Annotated in this window: 25 protein-coding genes; 13 read left to right on the forward strand and 12 right to left on the reverse strand. The window is 35.6% G+C overall.

Annotation, left to right across the window (positions count from 1 at the left end):
* The first annotated feature begins 539 nt into the window (after positions 1–539).
* Entirely contained in the window at positions 540–935 is a 396-nt protein-coding gene (gene spx, locus ACW0JX_RS06120; protein WP_000258267.1) for a transcriptional regulator Spx, read from the forward strand.
* 49 nt (positions 936–984) lie between these two features.
* On the opposite strand, the gene ACW0JX_RS06125 is transcribed toward spx, so the two are convergent.
* Entirely contained in the window at positions 985–1659 is a 675-nt protein-coding gene (locus ACW0JX_RS06125; protein WP_069355211.1) for a TerC family protein, read from the reverse strand.
* 345 nt (positions 1660–2004) lie between these two features.
* Here ACW0JX_RS06125 and mecA point away from each other — a divergent pair, with 345 nt between their 5' ends.
* The 4 genes from mecA to pepF all read left to right on the forward strand — a co-directional run bounded on the left by mecA (position 2005) and on the right by pepF (position 7507).
* Positions 2005–2688 (forward strand): adaptor protein MecA, encoded by a 684-nt coding sequence (gene mecA, locus ACW0JX_RS06130; RefSeq protein WP_000350715.1) that lies wholly within the window; start codon positions 2005–2007, stop codon positions 2686–2688.
* A 72-nt stretch (positions 2689–2760) separates the two neighbouring features.
* Complete coding sequence (locus ACW0JX_RS06135; RefSeq protein ID WP_000799191.1) at positions 2761–4305, forward strand: cardiolipin synthase; 1545 nt, start codon at positions 2761–2763, stop codon at positions 4303–4305.
* An 80-nt stretch (positions 4306–4385) separates the two neighbouring features.
* Positions 4386–5630 carry a competence protein CoiA gene (locus ACW0JX_RS06140; protein ID WP_459245503.1) on the forward strand — a complete coding sequence of 415 codons (1245 nt, stop codon included), beginning with the start codon at positions 4386–4388 and terminating at the stop codon, positions 5628–5630.
* Positions 5631–5680: 50 nt separating this feature from the next.
* Entirely contained in the window at positions 5681–7507 is a 1827-nt protein-coding gene (gene pepF / locus ACW0JX_RS06145) for an oligoendopeptidase F (RefSeq protein ID WP_459245504.1), read from the forward strand.
* A gap of 129 nt (positions 7508–7636) precedes the next feature.
* Here the strand turns inward: pepF and ACW0JX_RS06150 are convergent, their stop codons facing one another.
* The 4 genes from ACW0JX_RS06150 to ACW0JX_RS06165 all read right to left on the reverse strand — a co-directional run bounded on the left by ACW0JX_RS06150 (position 7637) and on the right by ACW0JX_RS06165 (position 10078).
* A complete protein-coding gene (locus ACW0JX_RS06150) occupies positions 7637–7810 on the reverse strand; it encodes a hypothetical protein (RefSeq protein WP_000750354.1) in 174 nt (57 codons plus the stop codon).
* 229 nt (positions 7811–8039) lie between these two features.
* Positions 8040–8933, reverse strand: coding sequence for a ClpXP adapter SpxH family protein (locus ACW0JX_RS06155; RefSeq protein ID WP_053565015.1), 894 nt, complete (start codon positions 8931–8933; stop codon positions 8040–8042).
* Complete coding sequence (locus tag ACW0JX_RS06160; RefSeq protein WP_000043386.1) at positions 8933–9331, reverse strand: globin domain-containing protein; 399 nt, start codon at positions 9329–9331, stop codon at positions 8933–8935. The genes ACW0JX_RS06155 and ACW0JX_RS06160 overlap by 1 nt, the downstream gene beginning before the upstream one ends.
* A 168-nt stretch (positions 9332–9499) precedes the next feature.
* Complete coding sequence (locus ACW0JX_RS06165) at positions 9500–10078, reverse strand: CYTH domain-containing protein (protein ID WP_000191118.1); 579 nt, start codon at positions 10076–10078, stop codon at positions 9500–9502.
* Positions 10079–10222: 144 nt separating this feature from the next.
* Here ACW0JX_RS06165 and ACW0JX_RS06170 point away from each other — a divergent pair, with 144 nt between their 5' ends.
* The 4 genes from ACW0JX_RS06170 to ACW0JX_RS06185 are packed head-to-tail and all read left to right on the forward strand — an operon-like array spanning position 10223 to position 12987.
* Complete coding sequence (locus ACW0JX_RS06170) at positions 10223–10594, forward strand: UPF0738 family protein (protein WP_001180005.1); 372 nt, start codon at positions 10223–10225, stop codon at positions 10592–10594.
* 30 nt (positions 10595–10624) lie between these two features.
* Positions 10625–11263: a GTP pyrophosphokinase gene (locus ACW0JX_RS06175; protein ID WP_001081482.1), complete on the forward strand. Its 639-nt coding sequence runs from the start codon at positions 10625–10627 to the stop codon at positions 11261–11263.
* A gap of 18 nt (positions 11264–11281) precedes the next feature.
* A complete protein-coding gene (locus ACW0JX_RS06180) occupies positions 11282–12079 on the forward strand; it encodes an NAD kinase (protein WP_000673190.1) in 798 nt (265 codons plus the stop codon).
* Between the two features lie 14 nt (positions 12080–12093).
* Positions 12094–12987, forward strand: coding sequence for an RluA family pseudouridine synthase (locus ACW0JX_RS06185; RefSeq protein ID WP_001079126.1), 894 nt, complete (start codon positions 12094–12096; stop codon positions 12985–12987).
* A 48-nt stretch (positions 12988–13035) separates the two neighbouring features.
* Here ACW0JX_RS06185 and ACW0JX_RS06190 read toward each other — a convergent pair whose 3' ends face one another.
* The 7 genes from ACW0JX_RS06190 to ACW0JX_RS06220 form a co-directional block, all read right to left on the reverse strand.
* Entirely contained in the window at positions 13036–14424 is a 1389-nt protein-coding gene (locus ACW0JX_RS06190; RefSeq protein WP_459245505.1) for a peptidase G2 autoproteolytic cleavage domain-containing protein, read from the reverse strand.
* A gap of 123 nt (positions 14425–14547) precedes the next feature.
* A complete protein-coding gene (prpE, locus tag ACW0JX_RS06195; protein WP_000872701.1) occupies positions 14548–15288 on the reverse strand; it encodes a bis(5'-nucleosyl)-tetraphosphatase PrpE in 741 nt (246 codons plus the stop codon).
* Between the two features lie 76 nt (positions 15289–15364).
* Positions 15365–16525 (reverse strand): FtsW/RodA/SpoVE family cell cycle protein, encoded by a 1161-nt coding sequence (locus tag ACW0JX_RS06200; protein ID WP_053565012.1) that lies wholly within the window; start codon positions 16523–16525, stop codon positions 15365–15367.
* 118 nt (positions 16526–16643) lie between these two features.
* Positions 16644–17570 carry a glycosyltransferase family 2 protein gene (locus tag ACW0JX_RS06205; RefSeq protein ID WP_003269828.1) on the reverse strand — a complete coding sequence of 309 codons (927 nt, stop codon included), beginning with the start codon at positions 17568–17570 and terminating at the stop codon, positions 16644–16646.
* A gap of 13 nt (positions 17571–17583) precedes the next feature.
* On the reverse strand, positions 17584–18336 hold the full coding sequence (locus tag ACW0JX_RS06210) for a class I SAM-dependent methyltransferase (protein ID WP_001292839.1): 753 nt from the start codon (positions 18334–18336) through the stop codon (positions 17584–17586).
* A gap of 184 nt (positions 18337–18520) precedes the next feature.
* The gene (locus tag ACW0JX_RS06215) at positions 18521–19366 is read right to left on the reverse strand and encodes a TylF/MycF family methyltransferase (protein WP_000444386.1); all 846 of its coding nucleotides are present in this window, start codon (positions 19364–19366) and stop codon (positions 18521–18523) included.
* A gap of 122 nt (positions 19367–19488) precedes the next feature.
* The gene (locus tag ACW0JX_RS06220) at positions 19489–20358 is read right to left on the reverse strand and encodes a collagen-like protein (protein ID WP_168411183.1); all 870 of its coding nucleotides are present in this window, start codon (positions 20356–20358) and stop codon (positions 19489–19491) included.
* Between the two features lie 165 nt (positions 20359–20523).
* Here ACW0JX_RS06220 and ACW0JX_RS06225 point away from each other — a divergent pair, with 165 nt between their 5' ends.
* The 4 genes from ACW0JX_RS06225 (at position 20524) to ACW0JX_RS06240 (ending at position 23900) form a co-directional block, all read left to right on the forward strand.
* Positions 20524–21621: a glycosyltransferase gene (locus tag ACW0JX_RS06225; protein WP_078401509.1), complete on the forward strand. Its 1098-nt coding sequence runs from the start codon at positions 20524–20526 to the stop codon at positions 21619–21621.
* Between the two features lie 211 nt (positions 21622–21832).
* The gene (locus ACW0JX_RS06230; RefSeq protein ID WP_001078430.1) at positions 21833–22522 is read left to right on the forward strand and encodes a class I SAM-dependent methyltransferase; all 690 of its coding nucleotides are present in this window, start codon (positions 21833–21835) and stop codon (positions 22520–22522) included.
* Positions 22519–23205, forward strand: coding sequence for a glycosyltransferase family protein (locus ACW0JX_RS06235; RefSeq protein ID WP_459245506.1), 687 nt, complete (start codon positions 22519–22521; stop codon positions 23203–23205). The genes ACW0JX_RS06230 and ACW0JX_RS06235 overlap by 4 nt, the downstream gene beginning before the upstream one ends.
* A gap of 14 nt (positions 23206–23219) precedes the next feature.
* Positions 23220–23900 (forward strand): glycosyltransferase family protein, encoded by a 681-nt coding sequence (locus tag ACW0JX_RS06240; RefSeq protein ID WP_000651524.1) that lies wholly within the window; start codon positions 23220–23222, stop codon positions 23898–23900.
* Positions 23901–23912 lie beyond the last annotated feature (12 nt).

A 23912-nucleotide genomic window follows, 5' to 3' on the forward strand; every position in this document is an offset into this window, starting at 1 on the left:
AAAAGAAAGAAATGTCAGAAAAATATTTAATTTACTTTAGAAATCGTGTAGACAGGAGGGAGAATGTTTGTTAAAATAAGAACAAACGTTCTTTTTTATTCTCATTTATATAGTCTTACATTTCTTAATTGATTTATCAGGAAAAAGTAAGAAAACGTTCTCTTTTTCATAGGGAAGATTATAGATAAATAACTATATATTATATGAAAAATCTAGAGGAAATAAGTATTAAAAGGGTTGAAAGTTATTGTTCAAGTACAGCTAAATTGAGCGTAATCATGTTACATAGCAGTGGAATACACGGAAGAGTTTTCTCAACTAGCAGGAAATTTACTGTATATTTCTTGCAAAATCTATTGTATAATGATTATAGAAGTTACTTATTAAAAGTAATTGTTGTTTATTATAAGTTGTTGCTTACATGAAATGTGATTTTTGTACTTTTCAATAAGACAAGTTATCGCGAAAAATTGCTGAAGTTAGAAATTAAAACTGTATTTAGTACAGAATTTGTACTCTTTAAGGAGAGTGAGCTTTGTATGGTAACATTATATAGTTCTCCAAGCTGTACGTCTTGTAGAAAGGCGAAATTATGGCTAGAGGAAAATCATATTCCCTATACAGAACGTAATATTTTCTCAGATCCATTAACGATTGAGGAAATTAAAGAGATTTTACGTATGACAGAAAGCGGAACGGATGAGATTATTTCTACTCGTTCGAAAGTTTTCCAAGAATTGAATGTAAACTTAGAATCTTTACCACTTCAAGATTTATATAAGATGATTCGTGACTATCCGGGGATTTTACGTCGTCCAATTATGATTGACGAGAAACGCCTTCAAGTTGGTTATAACGAAGACGAAATTCGCCGTTTCTTACCACGTACAGTAAGAACGTTCCAATTACGTGAAGCACAACGTCTTGTAAATTAATTATAATAATATGAAAACCTTCTACCTATTATATAGTAGAAGGTTTTTTTTAATGTTTCACATTGCGTAATCGAACTTGTTTTACGATAAAGCCGATGCATAAAATAGTGAAAATGAACAAATAAGGAATGCTTGCGGTGAAACTTGGGTTGTTATGAAAAAAGATTGCAAGTCTGTCTTCATGTGTAACCATTTTCCCTGCAGTATAGGCAAGAATTGCTGCACCACAATAAATGAGGAATGGAAATCGTTCCATAAGTATTAAAATAAGTTTACTGCCCCAAATAATAATAGGGATAGAAATGAGTAAGCCGATTATGACGAGTAAAAATCTCCCGTGAGCTGCACCAGCAATGGCAATAACATTATCAAACCCCATAACGAGATCCGCGAAAACAATTGTCCGCACAGCTTGAAATAAAGTTGTTTTTCCTTGAATGGCAGAAAGGTCATTGCTATCATCAGTTAATAAATTGACTGCAATTAATGTAAGTAAAACCCCGCCAATCAATTGTAGAAATGGAATGTCGAGTAAATAGACAGCTAGTATAGTAAGGACAATTCTTAGTACGATTGCTAAAAGAGTACCGATTAAAATAGCTTTATTTCGTTTCGATTCAGGTAAATTTCGGCTAGCTAGTGCGATGACGATTGCATTGTCACCACCTAATACAACATCGATACCGACAATCATTAGTACGGATGTTAAAAACTCTAAGTCCATTCGTCTGCCTCCATTTATGATGTTTTAATAAGCGAACTGTATGTATGTGATGAAGAAAGTTGTTGTTAAATAATCTCTTCTAATAGAAGTTTCACCTTATTACAGTGTACGGGGGAATGTGGAAATGTATGTCCAAATTTTTTGTAAGTAAGAAATCGCTATAATAATATATTTATGTAGTTGATCGAGTAAAGATAGGCATATAACTATTTTTGTAAAATAAATCGATTTTATTTCCATTCTGGAGAATCTTATCATAAAATGAGAGTACAAGAATCTATTGATTTGTCATATGAGTGGGGAATCCCTTCATAACAATTCTAAGCAGGAAGGGAGAGTTGTATTTTGGATATTGAAAGAATTAATGATCATACGATGAAATTTTTTATTACGTACATTGATATAGAGGATAGAGGATTTAATCGTGAAGAAATTTGGTATGATCGCGAACGAAGTGAAGAGCTCTTTTGGGAGATGATGGACGAAGCTCGTGATCATGACGATTTCTTTATTGATGGGCCGTTATGGATCCAAGTGCAAGCAGTCGATAAAGGGATTGAAGTACTTGTCACGAAAGCAGAGCTTTCAAAGGATGGGCAAAAGCTGGAACTACCGATAGGGGTAGACAAAATTATAGATATTCCTCTAGATGAAGGCATTGAATCATTATTCCAACAAGAGTTAGTCGAAGAGGTAGAAGAACAAACAGGAACAAACTTTAATGAAGATGGTACGTTTGGCTTTTTAATTAAATTTAATGATTTTGAAGATGTCATTTCATTAAGTCATCGTCTTATCTTTGAAGATATAAAAGATGAGCTGTATTCATTTGAGGACCGCTATTATGTATATGTGGAATTCGATGAAGTGCTACATGATGAAGAAGAAATCGATCGTATTTTAAGTATTGTTTTAGAATATGGGGAAGAATCAACTTTAACAATTCATCGTGTAAGTGAGTATGGAAAACAAATTGTGAAAGAGCATGCGCTTGAAACGATTCGCAATAATTTTCCTGCTAAAACGTAGGCCGATTTCTGTAGTATGAAATCGGCTTTTTATATGAAGAATAGGAAAGCTTTCTTAGTTAGGAGGTAAGAGATGAAAAATACGTTAAAGCTGATTTTCTTTATCCTGCTATTGTTCGCATTATTTGTTTCGTTACGTATGTTTATTGATGTAGCATTTTATTCAGATGTGATTGGGATAAAAGATGTTTCGATTTTAGGTATTATTAGTATTTTATTTACAGTATCTGCGTTTTTAATTGGTTGCGTTATTTTCTTAGAAAATCGCCATCCATCTAAAACACTTACATGGTTAATTGTGTTAGGGATTTTTCCGGTATTTGGCTTCTTTGCTTATTTATTATTTGGGCAAAATTTTCGGAGAAAAAGAATGTTTCAAAAGAAGGCGTTACTTGATGAACAGGCGTTTTTACAATATAAAGGGCATGAAGATTACGAAGAACGAATTTTACGCAATCATAAGCATCAAGAACTGTTATTTCGTTTAGCGGATCGATTAGGTGCTTTAAATATTTCATTTCAAACTGAAACGAGGACATTAACAAATGGAGATGAAACGTTTCAGGCCATTTTAAATGGGTTAAAACGAGCGAAACATCACATTCATATGGAATATTACATTGTGCGTGATGATAAATTAGGAACAGAAATTAAAGATATTTTAATACAAAAATCAAAAGAGGGCGTTGTTGTTCGCTTTTTATATGATGCGGTTGGAAGTTTTAAGTTATCGAAATCGTATATTGAAGAATTAAACGATGCAGGTGTAGAAATGATTCCGTTCTTTCCTGTGCGCTTTCCGATTTTAAACGATAAGATTAATTATCGAAATCATAGGAAAATTGTTGTGATTGATGGGAACGAAGGGTTTGTAGGCGGATTAAATATCGGTGATGAGTATTTAGGAAAAAGTAAATATTTTGGCTTTTGGCGAGACACGCATTTGTATTTACGTGGTGAAGCGGTTCAAAGTTTACAGCTTATTTTCCTTCAAGATTGGTTTTATATGACTGGAGAGGCTGTGCTAGCTCCGGAATATTTACAAGCAAAAGCAGTTGAGGGTGATCATTGGGGAGGAGTACAGCTTGTCGCAGGCGGCCCCGATAATAAGTGGGAAACGATTAAGCATTTATATTTCGCAATGATTGCGTCTGCTCGGAAATCTATTTGGATTGCAACGCCGTATTTTATTCCGGATGATGATATTTTATCCGCATTAAAGGTTGCTGCACTTGCTGGTATTGATGTTCGTTTATTAATGCCGAGTAAACCTGATAAGCGCACTGTCTTTTACGCATCGAGATCGTACTTCCCAGAGCTTTTAGACGCAGGAGTAAAGATATATGAATACGAAAAAGGTTTTCTTCATAGTAAAATTGTCATCGTTGATTCTGATTTAGCTTCAATTGGGACAGCTAATATGGATATGAGAAGTTTTCATTTGAATTTTGAAGTAAATGCCTTTTTATATGATACAGATAGCATTAAAAGACTTGTTCAAGACTTTAAAGACGATTTAGAAGAATCCAGTGAAATTCACGTCGATCGTTTTCATAAAAGGCGTCTGCATAGACGAATTGTTGAATCAACGTACCGGTTATTATCGCCATTATTATAAAAAGAGATGTCCGAAATTGGGACATCTCTTTTTTAAAAGGAATTTGTAATAAATTGTAGAATATAAGGAGCTGAAAGGGTGTGATTCCGATATTTATAGCTAAAAGAGAAAACGGAGAAAAAATTCATTTACTCTATAATTGTAATGAAGAGCTTTTGCGCCGTATGCGCCAACAGGAACGATTCTTTTGTGTAGCTTGTGGAAAGGAAGTGCAAATGAAATTAGGGAAACAAAAAAGTTGGCATTTTGCTCATAAAAAAGTGGATTCATGTCTTGCCTTTTATGAAGCGGAATCAACGTATCATATGCACGGTAAAGAATTGTTATATAGATGGTTCAAACGTCAAAACTTTCAGGTGGATATAGAGTACTACCTTCCGGAAATTAAGCAACGACCAGATATTTTTGTAGAGAGGGCGGGCAGAAAAATTGCAATTGAATACCAATGTGCAAACCTTGCTATAGAACAGCTGTACAAAAGAACCTATTCATATTGGCGAGCTGGTATACAGGTCATTTGGATCGTTGGTGGAAATCAATTGAAAAAGCAATCTGCATATTGGATGAAATTCTCCTCACTTATGGCTTTCTCCTTACAATCTTATCCTCAACCATTTCTTATTTTCTTCTGTTCGAAAGAGAAATCATTTATGAAATGTGCATTTGTCACTCCATTTTCTACAAACATCTTTTTCGCGCATACTGTATATTTACCAATCGATAAAACTACTTTTGAAATGCTTTTTTCTCCCGTTCCTTTCGAGAAAGAGATACTAAGGGAAGAGTGGAAGAAGAGAAAGAACTACTTCCGCAAAAATTCCCTGCCGATTTGGAATTATAATTATAAGTCATTATTACGCCTCTTATATCAATTTAAATGTACCCCAGCGAGTTTTCCTTCTGAAATTGGTGTTCCACTCCCTTCTGGATTTGCTTTTCAAACAAACCCATTTATATGGCAAGCTTTTCTATATATGAAGTGTATAGGGGGGCTTGCAGTAGGAGAGTGTATTTCTCTTCAATATGTGTGTAGTTATGTAAAAAGGTATACGAAAAGGCGGATACTTCCGTACTTTTCACAGCACACATGGAAAGTGGCAGTTACTGAATATATGACATTTTTATGCTATATAGGTGTATTGCATAAAGCGGGAAGTTATACGTACCGAAAAATAAGGGATGTAGTGATGTTAAAAACAGAGGAGGAAATTATGAAATATGATGAGATTTGCTTAATACATGCGCTATCTTTATTTGAGGCAAATTTTAACATGAGAGGAGGAAAAGGGGATATAATAAAGAATGATTGTGAAGGAATTACATAAGAAAAAACGAATTGTACTTAAGTAGAGATATTTAAAGGAGGGCTTAAAGAATGTCTGAACAAAACAAAACGAAAGCATTACCAGATCGCAACGAGATTGAAGAAGCAAGTACGTGGCGATTAGAAGATATTTTCCAAACGGATGCAGAATGGGAAAAAGAATTCCAGGCTATTAAAGAGCTATTACCGAAGTTAACTGAATTTAAAGGGAAACTTGGTGACTCTGCGGACAATTTACTTGAGGCATTGCAATATGAAGATGAAATTTCAATGCGATTAGGTAAGCTATATACATATGCTCATATGCGTTACGATCAAGATACAACAAACTCTGTATATCAAGCATTAAATGATCGTGCAACAAATTTATATTCACAAGTATCTAGTAGCACAGCGTATATTGTGCCTGAAATTTTATCGATTTCAGCAGATACACTGCAAACATTCTTGAAGGAAAATAGAGATTTAAGTGTATATGAACATGCATTAGAAGAAATTACACGTCAACGCCCGCACGTATTATCAGAAGCTGAGGAGGCTTTATTAGCGGAAGCATCTGAAGTAATGAGTTCGTCAAGCAATACATTCGGTATGTTGAATAACGCGGATTTAAAGTTCCCATCTATTAAAGGTGAAGACGGAGAAGAAATAGAAATTACACATGGCCGTTACATTCAGTTTTTAGAAAGTGATGATCCTCGTGTTCGCGAAGATGCATTTAAAGCTGTATATGAAACGTATGGGAAATTTAAAAATACATTCGCAAGTACGCTAAGTGGAGCAGTAAAACGTAATAATTTCAATGCGCGTGTTCGTAAATATGATTCTGCTCGCCAAGCTGCACTGAGCAATAATAATATTCCGGAAGCAGTATACGATCAACTCGTTGAAACGGTAAATGACAACTTACATTTATTACACCGTTACATCGATATTCGTAAGCGTGCATTAGGACTTGATGAGCTTCATATGTATGATTTATATACACCACTTGTACCAGAAGTGAAAATGAATGTGAAATACGAAGAAGCACAAGACCTTTTATTAAAATCTTTAAACGTACTTGGTGATGAATATGTTGATATTTTGAAAGAAGCATATGAAAATCGCTGGGTAGATGTGTATGAGAATAAAGGAAAACGAAGCGGGGCATACTCATCTGGTGCATATGGAACAAATCCGTATATTTTAATGAACTGGCATGATAATGTAAATAATTTATTTACACTTGCTCATGAGTTTGGTCATTCGGTGCATAGTTACTATACAAGAAAAACACAACCACACGTATATGGTGATTATTCCATCTTCGTAGCAGAAGTGGCATCAACTTGTAATGAAGCGCTTCTAAATGATTATTTATTAAAAACGACAGAAGATAAGAAAGAGCGTCTATATTTATTAAATCATTATTTAGAAGGATTCCGTGGTACTGTATTCCGTCAAACGATGTTTGCAGAGTTTGAACATATTATTCATAAGAAAGTACAAGAAGGACATGCTGTTACGCCAGATATGCTAACGGAAATCTACTATGATTTAAATAAGAAATATTTCGGTGAAGCTTTAGTAATCGACGAAGAGATTGGTTTAGAATGGTCTCGTATTCCACACTTCTACTACAACTATTACGTATATCAATACGCAACAGGATTTAGTGCAGCGACAGCTCTATCTAAACAGATTTTAGAAGAAGGACAACCAGCAGTAGAACGTTATATTAACGAGTTCTTAAAAGCAGGAAGCTCTGATTATCCAATTGAAGTACTGAAAAAAGCAGGAGTAGATATGGCATCTCCTGAACCAGTAAAAGAGGCACTACAAGTATTTGAAGAGAAATTAAATGAATTAGAAGCATTATTATTTGAAGAAAAGTAATGAAAAAAGACGAGGGATTGTATCCTCGTCTTTTTTTGAATAGATTAAATGTCGATATATGTCGAAAAACAAGGTGAATTTCTTTGTTTTTTCTAACTGAAAGGATAGTTTTACGGCTGATTTTTGAAATTAAAACCCTTTGAATCGTTTTTTATGATTGAAATAAGAGAGAGTGATAACAATGATTCCGAATAAAAGAGGTAAGGCAATAATTTTAGGAAAAGCTTGTAGTAGAGAGAGGATGTACAAGAAAAAAGAAACGATGACAGCTAGAAAGAGAAGAGCAATATAAGATTTTTTCATAAATAAACCCCCTAAATGACCTTTTTTATAGCTTATTCAAAAATGAAAACGTTTAGAATGTGACAAAAGTGTGAAATTCGACAAAAGGGGTTGTCATCTGACGTCGAATCTTGTAATATAATAAGCGTGAACGAATTCACATACAAACATATACCCCTTTGTTTGAACGTGAAAATTTCTCCCATCCCCTTTAATATTTTTATAAGCCGTAAAGAAGAAGACCTGGTGTTTACACCAGGTCTTTTTCTTTTGCTATCCATTTCCAATAACGTTCGCATTTTACTTCTATCATTTGTACTTTTCGTTTCAGTTGTAATTTTTTAAGTTCGCGCTCAATTTCTTGTTGCGGACAGTCATAAATAAATGCTACTTCTTTTGAAGATATAAATTGTGTTGCTTCTAGTAGCACTTCTAAAGGTGGTAATGGTTCTGGCTCAATTTCACATTTTACAAGTTCTTTCAATAATTGTACGTATACATCGTAGGAATAATTTCCAGCGATTTTAATACCTTCTTCATCTGAGTTCGCATGAAAAAAGACGAGGGAGGGTATTTCTGTAATATGCATTTCATTCGTGAATTTCAAGTCACATTGGAAAGCTTTTTTTGCACTAGCAGAATGTAGATCTTTTTTAAATTCTTCTACATCAATATTGCTATCTTTCGCACATGCAAGTAATAGTTCGCAGTCAGGGCTTGATACATTTTCAAGGAAAATGTATTCTTGGAGTTTTCGCAAAAACTTCGAACCTGCTTTTCGGCCTTGCAACTCCGCTGCCTTAATTGCCATCGAAACTAAATATGGTGTTGAAGATGCTTCTTGCATATGTACCTTTCCATCGCATGAAAAACCTTGTAAACTTGTTGTCTTTTCCCACACAAATCGAATATTAGCAGGTTTATTCCATTTGTGTGAGGAAGCGTTCGTTCCATCCACTTTTCCTGTTACGATATGACGAATAGAGAAGTATTTCCCGTATTCAAGCCATAGTTTAATAATAAAAGGCTCAATTTCCCAGCAATCTTTACAAAGTGGATCAATAAATAAATATGCTTCTACAGACTTATGCTCACATGCGGAAGGAGATGGCATATTTATATGCTTTGCTTCCTGCTTATCCATTACACTTCACCTGTTTCGTTTGGAGTATTAACCATATGCTGAGCGGTTAATGCTAAACGTTCAAAGACAAACTCTCTTATATGACCATGCACTCCAGTATCATCCATTGCTTGCTCCATGCATGATAGCCAAGCCTCTGCTCGTTTTGGAGTAATCTCAAACGGAAGATGGCGTGCTCTTAACATAGGATGACCATGTTCTTCAGTGTACAAATTAGGACCACCTAAATATTGTGTTAAAAATTGCTTCTGCTTCCTAGCGGTTTCTGTTAAATCTTCCGGGAAGATGGGAGATAAGTCAGGGTGTTTACTGACATAGGAATAAAATGTATCTACTAATATTGCAATGCATTGTTCACCGCCAATTGCTTCAAATGGTGTCATCGGTTGCTTGCTCATCCTTTATAAACTCCTTTTTCCATGAAATGTATATCTATTGTAGCAATGGAATGTTCGAGAGGGCAAATAAACAGTCTTCTCAAAGATTCTTTGCTTATTCTACGGGTGTAAACTTTTTTAGTGAGATGTATCCACTAGTGAAACATATTCACTAGTGGAATTTTCACTTTAGCGTGCTTTGTTTTGTTTGGCAAGGAAAAAGCGTTTTACTTTGTTATTTGTATGGCGAACAGGTATGTTATGTTGCGTTAATAAATGAATAAATGCAGCTTTTCCTGTTTCTTCATCTTGTACTTCAAATTCAATTTCATAATCATCGTGATTGTAATAGAAACTATGATCAAAGACAAGCGTTCCGCCTTTAAATAATGTTTCTGCTCTTTCTGTTGTTAAACTACCCATATATGTTAAAGCAGAAACAGGAATTTGTAATTTGTGTAATTGATCTACTACTGCTCCTTGAATGATTGTGTTTGATTCCATCATCATTTTTGCTTCGTCTTCTGTTACGACTTGATGCGTTTCTAATAAACCGATTTCTGCAGGTTGTTTCAACGTTAACGTATAAGTTTCTCCTTTATGACGAATACGAAGTGCAGAGCCAGCTTCTTTTAACGAGAAGTCAGGTGTTTCAAAGTAGTGATTCACTTGTTTCGTAAATGCTTCAATAGAAAACGATTTACATAATGTATCGAATTCTTCTTTTGTAACGATATTTTTGAATTCAATTTCAATTTCTTGTGTCATTGTATAATCTCCTTTTGAAAAATAATTCTTTACACATTATCGCTTTTTCATAAATTTGGTTCAATGTTTTATTTGTTTGCGTCCATGTTATGATACAATAATACTGTTAAGTAAGACAGGAAGTTGAGATGGAGGAGTTAGAGCATGCAAAATAAAATCCAAGTTAAGAGCGTAGAAAAGAGAGAGAATGCTCTTATTTTTTGTGCGGAAAATAGTGAAATAGAGGTAAAGGAGTTAAGTGCACGTAATCACGTACTTGTAGACTCAGACAATTTATCATTTTTATATATCTTAGAAAATGAATCATCTTTCATTTATGTAAGTATTCCGCACACATGCTGGGAAGCAATGCATGAAGCGATGAATAACGATGTGGTTATGTTCGTTAGCGTGAATGACATTGAAATGGAATTAGAAGGATTAAAAGAAGAAGTAGAATATTTAGTTGAAAATATTGAAGGTAATGCAAATTACGGAGAAGAATTAGTAACTGCTGTAGAAAAAGTATTTCTATAAGCAAATGGATTGATTTTGGTGGTGGTTGAAATGAATCGAAATTGGGAAGAATTTTTAGCACCTTACCACCAAGCGGTGGCAGAGCTGAAAGTGAAACTAAAAGGAATGCGTACTCAATTTGCAATGTTAACAGAGCATTCTCCAATTGAGTTTGTAACAGGAAGGGTAAAGTCGGTTGCAAGTATTATTGATAAAGCGGAGAAGAGAAATGTACCGCTAGACCGATTGAGAGAAGATATGCAGGATATTGCTGGGCTTAGAATGATGTGTCAATTTGTTGATGAGATTAAGCCTGTTGTAGAATATCTTCGAAAACGAAATGACTTTGAAATCGTGGAAGAACGTGATTATGTCACGCAAAAGAAAGATAGCGGTTATCGTTCTTATCATGTTGTCATTAGTTATCCTGTTCAAACGATTCAGGGTGAACAAAAAGTATTGGTAGAAATCCAAATACGCACGCTAGCAATGAACTTTTGGGCAACAATTGAGCATTCTTTAAATTATAAATATAGTGGACGTTTTCCTGAAGATATTAAAATACGCCTGCAACGTGCAGCTGAAGCGGCGTTTTTATTAGATGAAGAAATGTCTTCTATTCGTCTTGAAATTCAAGAAGCGCAAAAGGCTTTTTCAAGAAAGCAAGAAACGAAAGATTCCGAATCATAAACTAAAGGGTGTTGGGCGATGAAATTTACAATTATGTCAAAGGGAGATCAATCATCAGATACACTGGCAAGCACGATGAAAGAGTACTTGCTAGATTTTGGATTTATAATGGATGAAAAGGAACCCGATATTGTAATTTCTGTTGGGGGAGATGGAACGCTTTTGTATGCGTTTCATCGTTATTATAATCGATTGGATGAAACAGCATTTGTTGGTGTACATACAGGACATTTAGGTTTCTATGCAGATTGGTTACCGACAGAAGTAGAGAAATTAGTAATTGCGATTGCAAAAACACCATTCCAAGTGGTGGAATATCCGCTTTTAGAAGTTATTATTCGCTATGTGAATGGAAGTAAAGAGTCACAGTATTTAGCGATGAATGAGGCGACTGTAAAAAGTGCAGAAGGTACATTAGTAACAGAAGTAGAAATACGCGGAGAATATTTTGAAACATTCCGCGGGGACGGCCTTTGTATTTCTACTCCTTCAGGAAGTACTGCGTATAATAAAGCGCTTGGCGGAGCAATTATTCACCCATCTATTGAAGCGATTCAAATTGCAGAAATGGCGTCCATTAACAATCGTGTGTTTCGTACTGTAGGATCGCCACTCGTATTGCCGAAGCATCATACATGTGTGTTAAAGCCGGCTGCAGGAATGAACTTACAAATTACAGTGGATCATTTAACAATGGTCCATCAAGATGTGAAATCAATCCAGTATCGCGTAGCAAACGAGAAAGTACGATTTGTTCGTTTCCGCCCGTTCCCGTTCTGGAAACGAGTTCGTGACTCGTTTGTTGCAGATAAATAGAAAGGGTTATATATTTGAACAGATTTACATTGAAATGGGATATAGGGCTGGCTGAAGAGGGAACTTTAGTTAGGGAATTTTTGAAAACGAAAGGTATTTCTAAAGCCGCTTTAACGGATATAAAGTTTCACGGCGGGGCAATTGAAGTAAATAGTCAACATGCGAGTGTTCGTCATCAGTTGCGCGCTGGTGAAGAATTAAGTGTCTTTTTTCCAGTGGAGGAAAGAAGCGAAGGGATGATGGCAGAAGATATCCCTTTATGCATTGTATATGAAGATGATGCGGTTCTTATCATTGATAAAGAGGCGAACATGTCAACGATTCCGTCTAGAGAACATCCGACAGGGAGTGTTGCCAATGCGATTTTATCTCATTATGATAAGCAGCATCTGGCAAGTACAGTGCACATTGTAACACGGTTAGATCGTGATACTTCAGGGCTTATGCTTATTGCAAAAAATCGTTTCGTGCATCATCTTTTATCTAAGCAGCATCAACAAAAAGCTGTGAAACGAACGTATGAAGCAATTGTTCACGGTGAGATGGTAGAACGAGAAGGAATGATTGATGCACCAATTGGTCGGAAATCTGATAGCATTATTGAGCGAACGGTTTGTGAGGATGGACAAAGGGCGGTTACTCATTTTAAAGTAATTGATAGTACATATGATAAGACACATGTAGCGCTGGAGCTTGAGACAGGAAGAACGCATCAAATTCGTGTACATATGGCTCATATAGGACATCCATTACTTGGTGATAACTTATATGGAGGAAGAAGGGATGAAATGAAACGGCAAGCACTTCATAGTAAATCTTTGACGTTTTATCATCCTATTTTAGAGAAAGAAATGTCTTTCACTATAAAAATTCCAAGCGATATGCAAGAGCTACTTAGGAATGCTTAAAAAGGGAACAAAATTCTTATATTATAAAGAATTTTGTTCCCTTTTTTCTTAGCGGAATAATATTAAAATTTGGTTTTCACCCGTACGCTTTATAACGAAAAATCCACTTTCGGCTTTTGTAGCAATGCCATTGTCATTTGGACGACAATATCCATGAGTTTCGCAAGTGCTGTCATCACGTACTAACATTTGCCCAATTAATCCGACAGGAAGCCACTCGGTGCGATCTTTTCTTGCTACATATTTGCAAGCTGGATCCCATTCTGTATTTAAAAGAGGTTGTATTTCTTCTGTTTCCGTCCATACATATTGGCGTTTCCCAAAGTTATCTGTTTTATAGCGTTTTTGCCAACTTAAAGCCCCGCTATTTCCTATAAGTGCAGGGGTTGCACTAGATATTCCTAAAATGAACGAATCGTGTGAAGTAGCTATCCGAATTTTTTCTTCGCTACTAAATGTAACGAAATAACCGACATCAATAGGTTTATGACCTTCTGTTTCAAACATTTGTGCAAAATCCGTTCCGCTTGCATTGTAAGACGCGCCCTCAATGTACATTTCTCCATTATGGGCAAGCCATTTAGCACCGATATTATAGTCGGTGTCGTTTACACCATTTGCAATAAACCAAGAATAAGCTTCTTCTGCAGTGCCGAAGCGCCCCATAATATGGCTACCTGCAAAATGAGCTGTTGATGTATGATGACCTTCCGCATGAGAAGAGGATCCGTTAGCGATAGTTGCGGTTCCTTCTGCGTGTGCTGCTTCGCCTAAAGCAATCGTCTGTTTACCCTCCGCATGAGAATAAGCACCGCCTGCTGTCGTTTCACTTCCCTCACTATGCGAACTATGTCCAGTTGCTTTTGAGTTTGATCCTTCTGCATGAGAGAAAGAACCTTTTGCGTGCGTTAATAAGCCTTCCGCATGTGCTGCCATGCCTTCCGCATGAGAGTGAAGCCCCTCCGCATATGCATATCGGCCGCCCCTTTTAACTTTTGTATTTTCAGGTGTAGGTGTCTCAATTATGAGTGGTTTTTCAGTTTGTATATCATTCGATGAAGCTAATGCTTCTTTTATTTTTTTTACTTTGTTTATAATAGCAGCTGGAATTTCTGGTTCCACTTTTTTATTTATTGCTACAGAAATATTTTCTTCCGCCTTTTCTTCTGTTTGGTTAGAATGTAGTACCTGTTCATCTTGATTTGAGAGCTGTTTATTTTTTTGTTGCATCTTTATTTTTTTACGATCGATTATGCGGCTCATCACAGCATTTTCTAAAGAGACATATGTTGGTTTTACTTTGCTTTTTTTTGATGACTCTTGTTCTTCCAGTTCTTCTATCGCTGCAGCTCGAATACTACACCAGTTGTTAATTCCGTACATGGGCAGATATAAAGGGGGAAATTTTCTTTTTTGTTTAGAAGATTTTTTCTTCATTCTGTCACCTCCTGCGACATTATATGTAGGGTAATTAAAAAAAGATGCACTTTATTGCATCTTTTTTTAATTACTTTACCTAGTTTTATATGATATCTGCCTAAATAATGCTAAGTAAGGTAGTTATGAAATTGGACGGAATTTCTCAGCGACAAAAGGTAACGAAGAAGGGACAGAGATAGTCTCCATTTCAGGATAACGTAATCCGGTTAATTTGCCACCAAATACAGCACCAGTATCAATATTGACTGTCTGATTGACGAATCGAGGTTCTGCTACTGGTGTATGTCCATATACAATCCAAGCTTGCCCCTTGTATTCTTGCGCCCAATCACGACGGACAGGTGAGCCATCGGCATGCTTTTCTCCTGTAATATCGCCATATAATACAAAGGTTTGTACTTTTTTATCTCGTCTTCCTATGTAATCTTGCCGAATCCCAGCGTGACATACGATTACTCTTTTTTCATCTAGTATGTGGTAGAGCGGTGATTGTTCATAAAGAGTGGTAAACTTTTCTTTTATAATGTTTTGCTTACGAGAAGGAAGTGCTTCATATTCAGCAACAGTTGTTTCAAGTCCGTGAGCGACTGTTACATTACGTCCAAGGAAAAATCGATATAGTTTATTACAGTGATTTCCAGGAGCGTAATAAGCTTCTTTTTTATGTATGACAAGTTCCCATACAATTTCGATCATACGTAATGAATGAGGACCACGGTCTGTAATATCGCCAACGAATGCAAGTTTACGTTGGTCAGGGTGAACCGGTAGACCGCTACTCCAGTTATATCCTAGCTTCTCTGTTAAATTTTGAAACTCTTGGAAGCATCCATGAATATCTCCTATAATGTCATATTTCATATTTAAACCTCCATCGTATTTTTCATTAGTATATCTAAAAAAGGATAGAGATAAAAATATAGCGTTTTTTTGTTGTTCATTTAAACATAAAGATTTTCGTTCTTGAGCGAACATTTAAAATGAATCCAATCGCAATCATGTATGTAAGTAGTGAACTTCCTCCGTAGCTCATAAGAGGTAATGTTATCCCTGTAATGGGAAGTAATCCGATTGTCATCCCGATATTTTGGAATACTTGGAAAGTAAACATTCCGATTGTACCAGCGCAAATGTAACTACCGAAAGGGTCATTACTTTCTAAAGCGATATGAATCATTCGAAAAATGAGTAAGAAAAAAAGTGAAATAATGACACTTGCGCCTAGAAATCCAAATTGTTCAGCGACATTAGTGAAAATAAAATCTGTATGTGGTTCTGGAAAATATACTTGTCCATTTTCCCACCCTTTTCCTTGCATTTCTCCGGATCCAGTCGCTAAGAATGCTTGTCTTAATTGATAGCCTTGTGCATCATATTTGTAAGGTGCTAACCATCCGTAGAAGCGATTTAGTTGATATTCTTTTAAAATGTGTGCTTTAAAGAAATCTGTGTGAGTAAAAAAAATATATATTAATGTAGATCCAGCGACGAAAGTACCTGAAACTAATCCGAAAATAAAACGCCATCGTATGCCAGAAACTAGTATCATTGCTGCAAGCATCGCTGAAATGACCATTGTGTTTCCTAAATCTGGTTCTTTTGCAATAAGTAGTAGTGGTGGCAAACTTGTCGCAAATATTTTTCCAAGTAATAAAAAATCGTCACGCACTGTTCTGGAAAAATATTTCTCATTATGATTTGCTATAATTCGTCCAATGACGATAATTAAAAATAATTTCATAATTTCAGAAGGCTGAAAATTCCCGATGCCTGAGAGCCTGTACCAAGCAGTAGCGCCTTTAATTGTAACGGCACCTGGTACTTGAAGTTCTAGTCCTATAAGTAGTACCATTGCAAAGCTATACAAATACCAAGCAATTTTTTGATAACGATCGAAATCGATAATCATAATAACACCAATGGCTATAAATCCAATGAAGTACCATTGGATTTGCTTTAGTACAAAATTGACGTTTTGTAAAAATGGTGGTAAAGAGGCTTGCGCACTTGCAATAGCACAGCAACTAACAATCCCAATGGCAAATAAAATAAATAGTAATACGTAGTCTATTTGATATTGAGAATTTGGATCTTTCAATGTAGGTATTCCTTTCTACTGCTCTTTATAGTAATGGATTTTATAGTATGAGAAAGAATGTATGAACTATACGAATGATTCGCATATAGCCCATACACTTTTGATTTTGCAGAGTAGTTTAATTGTTTAACTCTTTAATAATTATATCCAAACAATGGGAAAGACGTACATGTGCATCAGGAAAAATATCTAGTTGATGAAGATAGTATTTTAAGGAACTTTTACACCATTGGTAAGCACTAAGTAGAGCTGCTCTATAGTCCGTAGTATTTTGTAAAAAGCCATATTCTTTTGCTGTTATAACAAGGTGTGTGAAATCTTCACAACCTTGAAGGAGCTTATTGTGTATTTGTTGTCCTGCATGGTAGCGAAATTGACTTAAAGGCTCAGAAATGTATATTGCATTTCCTTTAGAAAGTAAAGAAATCCATGAGGCCATATCAACACTACAAGAATATTGTCGCTCTTTAAGGGTACCAAAAGGATCAGTGAGCAATTCTTTTCGGAACAAAGTAGTTGTAGGCTCACCGATAATGTTGTGCCCGCCCTTTAACATCCAATTACCTAAAAATATCCCGTTTAATGGAGTGTCTTCACTATATAACCTTTGTGTTGGATGGGAATCACCGATTAGATTTCCATGATCATCAATACGTACTCGATAAGAAGTAACAAGAGCAAGATTTTTATTGGGATCTTGCTCAAAATAGGCCATCATTTTTTGTATTTTATGCTTATAAAACACGTCATCGTCCATTAAAAAATTTATATACTCACCATTTGATTTTTCTATGAGCATAAGGTCATTGTGAAATTGTCCTAGAGTAGGGATATTTCGAATGTATGTTATATTTTTATAATTTGGTAAGTATTGTTCGCGTATTAAAGTTTCTGTTTCATCATTTGTGCTGTCATCTCCGATGATGATTTCAATATTTGAATAAGTTTGTGCCAATGCACTTTCTAGAGCGATTTTAAAATAATGAGGCCGATTATAAGTGGGAATAAGGATGGAAACGAGAGGTGGATTTTTTTCATTCATCATACATAACTTCCTTTCAGAAGCTTTTTTTTGTAAGAACAATATCTTGGTAACTTGTATATTCATTTCTGCCGCACCATAAACCGTAATGCGGCTTATTAATTATTTCTAGGCCGTACTTATTCAATAGATTGCAAATATCTGTCTCAGGATAAGCAACTGCAAAATTCGGAATATCTTTATTCACAACGTAGCAATTTTCAATTCGATGATAAAAACCTAATGTACTTTGTCCTGCATTTAAATAATAGGACGATTCAGGATTTATAAGAAAGAATGTAATGAAACATCTCCCATCTTTTTTTAATACACGTACAATTTCAGATACGTAATGTTCTAATTCTTTTGGGAGAAGATGCGTAAATACAGAAGTTAAAAAGATAAAATCGAATGTCCCGTCTTCATAGGGAAAACGATATTGAGAGGCATCTTCTTTTCCTTCTGGATTATAGAATTGATTGTATATGTCAACATGTTCAAAGTGAAAATTATTACGCATAGTTGAAATGTTATTTTGACACCAAGTAATTCCATCTTTAAACAAATCAAATCCATAATACGCTCCATCATCATTTAAGTAATTCAATAATGGTACAGCCATTCGGCCGACGCCGCAGCCTACATCTAATACTTTTTCATTTGATTTTAAAGCGCCAATTTGAATAAAATGCTTTAGGAACTCTTTTCCAACTTTTTTGAAGTCGCCACCTACATATTGGACGAGTTCAGGAGGGGGGAGTAAAGTCATTTCTTTGTTAAGTTCGCTCATGAGTATACCCCTTTCTTGTATGAGAAGATGCAGTAAATCTATTAATAAAATTTTCAATTTGTAGTGAGAGAACACAGGAAAAAAATTGTTATATGTAAGGAGATTCCGAAAAAGAATACTTAATTGGATTAGAAGTGAGAGAAGGATGAGTGAAAATAGAATCTCCTATAGATTAAATCTTTTTTTATTCTTTTCTCCAATAAACGCCAAATACATCAATTTTAGTAATAGGGGCTTTTAAATTCCGTTGATTTCTAAAGTCTGTCACAGCCTCAGCGCATGGCGGTAGCCCGTAGTCATCGATAATTATATAGCCACCTTTAGAAACTTTATCATATAAGTTCACGAGACCATCCATTGTGGATTCGTACATATCACCATCAAGCCGTGCAATTGCTATTTTTTCAATTGGTGCTGTTGGTAAAGTATCTTTAAACCAACCTTTTAAAAATTTCACTTGATCATTTAGTAAATCATATTTTTTGAAATTCTCTTGTACTTGTTCTAAAGAGACGCGTAAGTAATCGAATGTGTGTAAATAATCACCGTAATCTTTTGGATATTGTTCTAGATTCGGTGCTGGCAAACCTTCAAATGAATCTGCAACCCACACATTACGGTTCGTAATGTTGTTTGCTTGTAAAAAACCATTCATAAAAATGCATGATCCTCCGCGCCATACGCCTGTTTCAATAAAATCACCTTCTATATTTTCACGAACAACGGTTTCCATTGCCTCTTGTAATTGGTTCATACGTTCTCGACCAATCATGCTATGTGCTGCTCTTGGCCAATCCATGCCATCATGACGTTCACTTTTTGAGACATTTGGTTTTACAATTTTTAAGTTATGGTTTTCGGCATATTGCTTAATGAATAAAGGGAGAGGGACTGTAACTGGTTCGAATTCTAGTTCTTTTGAAATATGTAGAGATGCGGGTAAGTATGCCTCATATTCTAACCATATTTCAAATAAAATGGTCTTCTTTAGCAATTCGAGATAAAGCTGAACAGCAGATTTACTTTCCATATTTGTGCCTCCTGCAAAATGTCATACAACAATATGATTATGTAGATAGCGAATGTTTCATGATTGAATTTGAAATTGAAAAAGCAGTAAAACTGATATCAGTTTTACTGCTAAGTAAAAAATTAAGCGATTTTTTCAATAATAATAGATGCATTTGTACCAAGAGCTAATGATAGCCCAAGCCCTGTAACGATTACTTCAATTAATGATGGAGTTGTCGTAATTTGCGTAATTGCTTGAACAACGATAGGTGCTCCAACTGAGATTAAAGTGGCCCCAGTACCTGGAACAGATACCCCATTTACTTGGATTGTAAGTCCTCCTAATAGACTTACTGCTGCAGTGTATACGATAACAGTGATTTTATAGAATCCAGTTTGACTAATTACGAAAGTATCAGGATCTAATTGAGAAATTGCTGTACCAAACTGAGATCCAACAGTATTAAATGGTATTGGAGCATTAAGTCCAATATCCAAAGAAATCCCAGCGGAGTTAAATGCATACAATCCTGCTGGAAGCCCTAGTCCGGATGGTCCAGTAGGCCCCGTAGGTCCCGTAGCCCCAGTGTTACCAGTAGGCCCCGTAGGTCCCGTAGCCCCAGTGTCACCAGTAGGCCCCGTAGGTCCCGTAGCTCCAGTGTCACCAGTAGGCCCCGTAGGTCCCGTAGCCCCAGTGTCACCAGTAGGCCCCGTAGGTCCCGTAGCTCCAGTGTCACCAGTAGGCCCCGTAGGTCCAGTAGTCCCAGTGCCACCAGTAGGCCCCGTAGGTCCAGTAGTCCCAGTGCCACCAGTAGGTCCAGTAGGCCCAGTAGGCCCAGTAGGTCCAGTAGGCCCGGTCGGCCCAGTCGGTCCGGTCGGTCCAGTAGGCCCAGTCGGAAGGGTAAACGGTGGTATCGGTGGTAATGTTGGTCCTACAAGATTAGGGTCAAATGCACTAGCTGATAAAGATTCATCGGGATTTAATCCATCTGAATAATTATTATTTGACATAAATTCACCTCCATAAAGCGTTCATTATATAGTAGATGCAAAACCGAAAGAAAATGACACGGACATTTGAATTATTGAAAAGAAATCTTAAACTACTTGAACAATTTAAAAAAATGGAAAGTTTAGTATATGTCTAACATATGATTGATTTGGAAGAGGGTGATTATGTTGAACAAGCAAGGAATTACAATCAGTTTATGTATGATTGTTCGAGATGAGGAGGAGACAATAGCCCGTTGTTTAGACACAGTTGAGAAAATTGTGGATGAAATTATAGTAGTTGATACAGGTTCCGTCGATCGAACGAAAGAAATCGTAGAGAAATACACTTCTAACATATATGATTTCCAGTGGATTGATGATTTTGCAGCAGCAAGAAATTTTTCTTTTTCAAAAGCGACGCAAGAGTATATATTGTGGCTAGATGCAGATGACGTATTATTAGAAGATGCTCAAGAAGCATTGAAACTTTTAAAAAGAGAATTAGATCCTAAAATTGATGCTGTTTCGATGCCTTATCACCTTGCAATGGATTCTAACGGGAAACCTTTATATTGTACAAAAAGAAATCGACTTGTAAAGCGTGAAAAACAATTTCAATGGTTTGGAAAGGTTCATGAGTATTTAGCTATTTCTGGTGAGGTTTTTAGTAGTAATGTTGCTATTACACATAAAAAAGAAAAAAAAGTAACAAATCGTAATTTGAAAATTTTTCAAAATACTGTAGCGGCAGGTGAAGAATTAAGTCCGAGAGATTTATTTTATTACGCAAATGAATCTACGGATAACCAAAAATATGATGATGCAGTTCTTCTATATGAAACATTTCTTAATCAAGACGAAGGATGGTATGAAGAGAAAATTTATGCATGTGGTAAGTTAGGAGATTGCTATGCAAAGCTCGGAATGTGGGAGAAGGCAATCGAATCTTGTGTGAAGTCGTTTCGGTATGACGTCCCTAGAGGAGAGAATTGTACAAGAATAGGATATATATATATGGAACAAGAAAAATATAATGAAGCGATATTTTGGTTTAAACTTGCTACGGAAGTACCAATGGCAACGGAAAGCCCTTTCCATAGTCCAGCTAGCTACACATGGCTACCCTATTTACAAATGTGTATTTGTTATAGCAGGTTAGGGGAGCAGGATAAAGCGTATTATTACAATGAATTAGCAGCTTCTTATGTTCCGAATAATGCTGCAATTGAATATAACCGTAAATATTTTCGGGGAGTTTTTGATAAACCATATAAAGTGTAATAGGTTTCGTTTTTTAGAAATGATTTATCGCTATTCTAACTCTAATAGATTGGTTATATATTAGAGTATCAGTAACGTAACCAATATAAAAAAAATATTTTATACTGCTATTTGCGGGCTAATAATCATTGGGGGATGAAAAAAATCTGCACTTTATAGAATTCATATGAGATTTATATTTCTAATTCAATTTGCATAAGGAGTGTGTGAAATGAATCGCGAAAAAAGTTCTTTATATGAAGAAAAATCCGAGCATTATTATAATGCAGCGAATCCGAATTTATTAAAGCATATAAAAAAGGAATGGAAAGAAGTTCTTGATATTGGTTGCTCGAGCGGTGCATTGGGAGCGGCTATTAAAGAAAATGGTACACGTGTATCAGGAATTGAGGCATTTCCAGAGGCGGCAGAAAAAGCGAAAGAAAGACTAGATCATGTTATTTTAGGGGATATAGAAAAAATAGATCTTCCTTATGAGGAGGGGCAATTTGATTGCGTCATATTTGGGGATGTATTAGAGCATTTATTTGATCCGTGGGCTGTAATAGAAAAAGTAAAGCCATATATAAAGCAAAATGGTGTGATTTTAGCAAGTATACCAAACGTTGCTCATATTTCAGTATTAGCTCCCTTACTTGCTGGAAATTGGACGTATACAGAATATGGTTTATTAGATAAAACACATATTCGTTTCTTTACATTCAATGAAATGCTAAGAATGTTTTTAAAAGCAGGATATTCAATTAGTAAAGTAGATCGTGTATATGTTGATCATAAAATGTATGAACCACTTATTGAGGAGTTATATGGAATTTGTAAAAAATATCGTCTTGGAAGTGGCTTCATGGCTGAGACAGTTGTATTTCAGTATATTATTGAAGCTGAAAAATCACAATTATGAGTGCTGCAGACAAAACAATATTATTTGTTACATGTATAAATGATCGGAAATTGTATGCAAACTGCGTGCGACATATATTGCAATTGTTAGTACCGCCAGGATATATTGTCCAATTTATGCCGATTCGAAATGCGAAAAGTATGACGAGTGGATACAATCAAGCCATTTCGCATCCAGCAAAGTATAAAGTGTATATACATCAAGATGTTTTTATTATAAATAGAGCCTTTTTATACGGATTACTTCAATTATTTGAGGAACATGAACATCTTGGTATGATTGGGATGGTTGGAGCGCAATATGTTCCTCCAACTGGTGTATGGAACGAAGGGCGTGGAATTGTAGGAAAGGTCATTGGTTATATGAATGATTTGTTTTATATGGCAAGTTTAGAACAACCGTATCATGAATCAAAAACATTTATTCCTGTAGAATGTATTGATGGTTTATTAATGGCGACACAATATGATGTTCCGTGGCGAGAAGACTTATTTAACGGATTTGATTTTTATGATGTATCTCAATCGTTTGAATTTAAAAAAGCAGGATATACAGTTGGTGTACCTGTACAGCGCGATGCTTGGTGTATCCATTATCATTTTGATGTGAATATGACGAACTATGAAAAGTATCGAAAAATATTTGTGGAACACTATATGTCAGATATAAATAAGGAAGAATAAAAGGGGGGACAAAAATGAAAGATCATACAATATTAGTCGTTGTTTGTGTAAATAATGAGGAGCTTTTCAAACAATGTGAGAGCCAAATAAGAAACATTTTTGTTCCCCCTGGTTATGTCGTACAAATTTTTCCGATACGAGATGCACAAAGTATGGCGAGTGCATACAACCGAGCCCTTTCATATCCAGCGAAATACAAAGTGTATATACATCAAGATACATATCTTATTAATCGAGACATGTTTTCTACACTTATATCTCTTTTTAAAGAAAATGAAAAGCTTGGTTTAATAGGAGTCGCTGGAGCTCAGTTTTTACCGAATAACGGGATATGGTGGGAAGGAAAAAATTTAGTAGGGAAAGTGATTGAGTATAGAAGACAGAATTATCAATTATTAAATTTAGATCAGGTTTTTTATGGTAATCAACCATTTTTGTCAGTTCAGGCAATTGATGGTTTATTCATGGCAACGCAGTATGATATTCCGTGGCGAGAAGATTTGTTTCAAGGGTTTCACTTTTATGATGTGTCACAGTCTTTAGAGTTTCAAAGGGCTGGTTATTTAATCGGTATCCCAAATCAAGCAAATTTATGGTGTATTCATTACAACGGGGATGAGTTTGATGCGGATACATATGAGAAGTACCGGAAAGTGTTTGTAGAACATTACAAAGATATATTATCTCCATCATAAAGGAGAGATGTA

This window comes from Bacillus sp. C-3-6 (assembly GCF_054509685.1).

Coding starts and splice junctions, on each gene's coding strand:
- spx (WP_000258267.1), top strand. CDS start 540: ATGGTAACATTATATAGTTCTCCAAGCTGTACGTCTTGTAGAAAGGCG.
- ACW0JX_RS06125 (WP_069355211.1), bottom strand. CDS start 1,659: ATGGACTTAGAGTTTTTAACATCCGTACTAATGATTGTCGGTATCGAT.
- ACW0JX_RS06135 (WP_000799191.1), top strand. CDS start 2,761: ATGAAAAATACGTTAAAGCTGATTTTCTTTATCCTGCTATTGTTCGCA.
- pepF (WP_459245504.1), top strand. CDS start 5,681: ATGTCTGAACAAAACAAAACGAAAGCATTACCAGATCGCAACGAGATT.
- ACW0JX_RS06150 (WP_000750354.1), bottom strand. CDS start 7,810: ATGAAAAAATCTTATATTGCTCTTCTCTTTCTAGCTGTCATCGTTTCT.
- ACW0JX_RS06155 (WP_053565015.1), bottom strand. CDS start 8,933: ATGGATAAGCAGGAAGCAAAGCATATAAATATGCCATCTCCTTCCGCA.
- ACW0JX_RS06160 (WP_000043386.1), bottom strand. CDS start 9,331: ATGAGCAAGCAACCGATGACACCATTTGAAGCAATTGGCGGTGAACAA.
- ACW0JX_RS06165 (WP_000191118.1), bottom strand. CDS start 10,078: ATGACACAAGAAATTGAAATTGAATTCAAAAATATCGTTACAAAAGAA.
- ACW0JX_RS06170 (WP_001180005.1), top strand. CDS start 10,223: ATGCAAAATAAAATCCAAGTTAAGAGCGTAGAAAAGAGAGAGAATGCT.
- ACW0JX_RS06175 (WP_001081482.1), top strand. CDS start 10,625: ATGAATCGAAATTGGGAAGAATTTTTAGCACCTTACCACCAAGCGGTG.
- ACW0JX_RS06180 (WP_000673190.1), top strand. CDS start 11,282: ATGAAATTTACAATTATGTCAAAGGGAGATCAATCATCAGATACACTG.
- ACW0JX_RS06190 (WP_459245505.1), bottom strand. CDS start 14,424: ATGAAGAAAAAATCTTCTAAACAAAAAAGAAAATTTCCCCCTTTATAT.
- prpE (WP_000872701.1), bottom strand. CDS start 15,288: ATGAAATATGACATTATAGGAGATATTCATGGATGCTTCCAAGAGTTT.
- ACW0JX_RS06205 (WP_003269828.1), bottom strand. CDS start 17,570: ATGATGAATGAAAAAAATCCACCTCTCGTTTCCATCCTTATTCCCACT.
- ACW0JX_RS06210 (WP_001292839.1), bottom strand. CDS start 18,336: ATGAGCGAACTTAACAAAGAAATGACTTTACTCCCCCCTCCTGAACTC.
- ACW0JX_RS06215 (WP_000444386.1), bottom strand. CDS start 19,366: ATGGAAAGTAAATCTGCTGTTCAGCTTTATCTCGAATTGCTAAAGAAG.
- ACW0JX_RS06220 (WP_168411183.1), bottom strand. CDS start 20,358: ATGTCAAATAATAATTATTCAGATGGATTAAATCCCGATGAATCTTTA.
- ACW0JX_RS06225 (WP_078401509.1), top strand. CDS start 20,524: ATGTTGAACAAGCAAGGAATTACAATCAGTTTATGTATGATTGTTCGA.
- ACW0JX_RS06230 (WP_001078430.1), top strand. CDS start 21,833: ATGAATCGCGAAAAAAGTTCTTTATATGAAGAAAAATCCGAGCATTAT.
- ACW0JX_RS06235 (WP_459245506.1), top strand. CDS start 22,519: ATGAGTGCTGCAGACAAAACAATATTATTTGTTACATGTATAAATGAT.
- ACW0JX_RS06240 (WP_000651524.1), top strand. CDS start 23,220: ATGAAAGATCATACAATATTAGTCGTTGTTTGTGTAAATAATGAGGAG.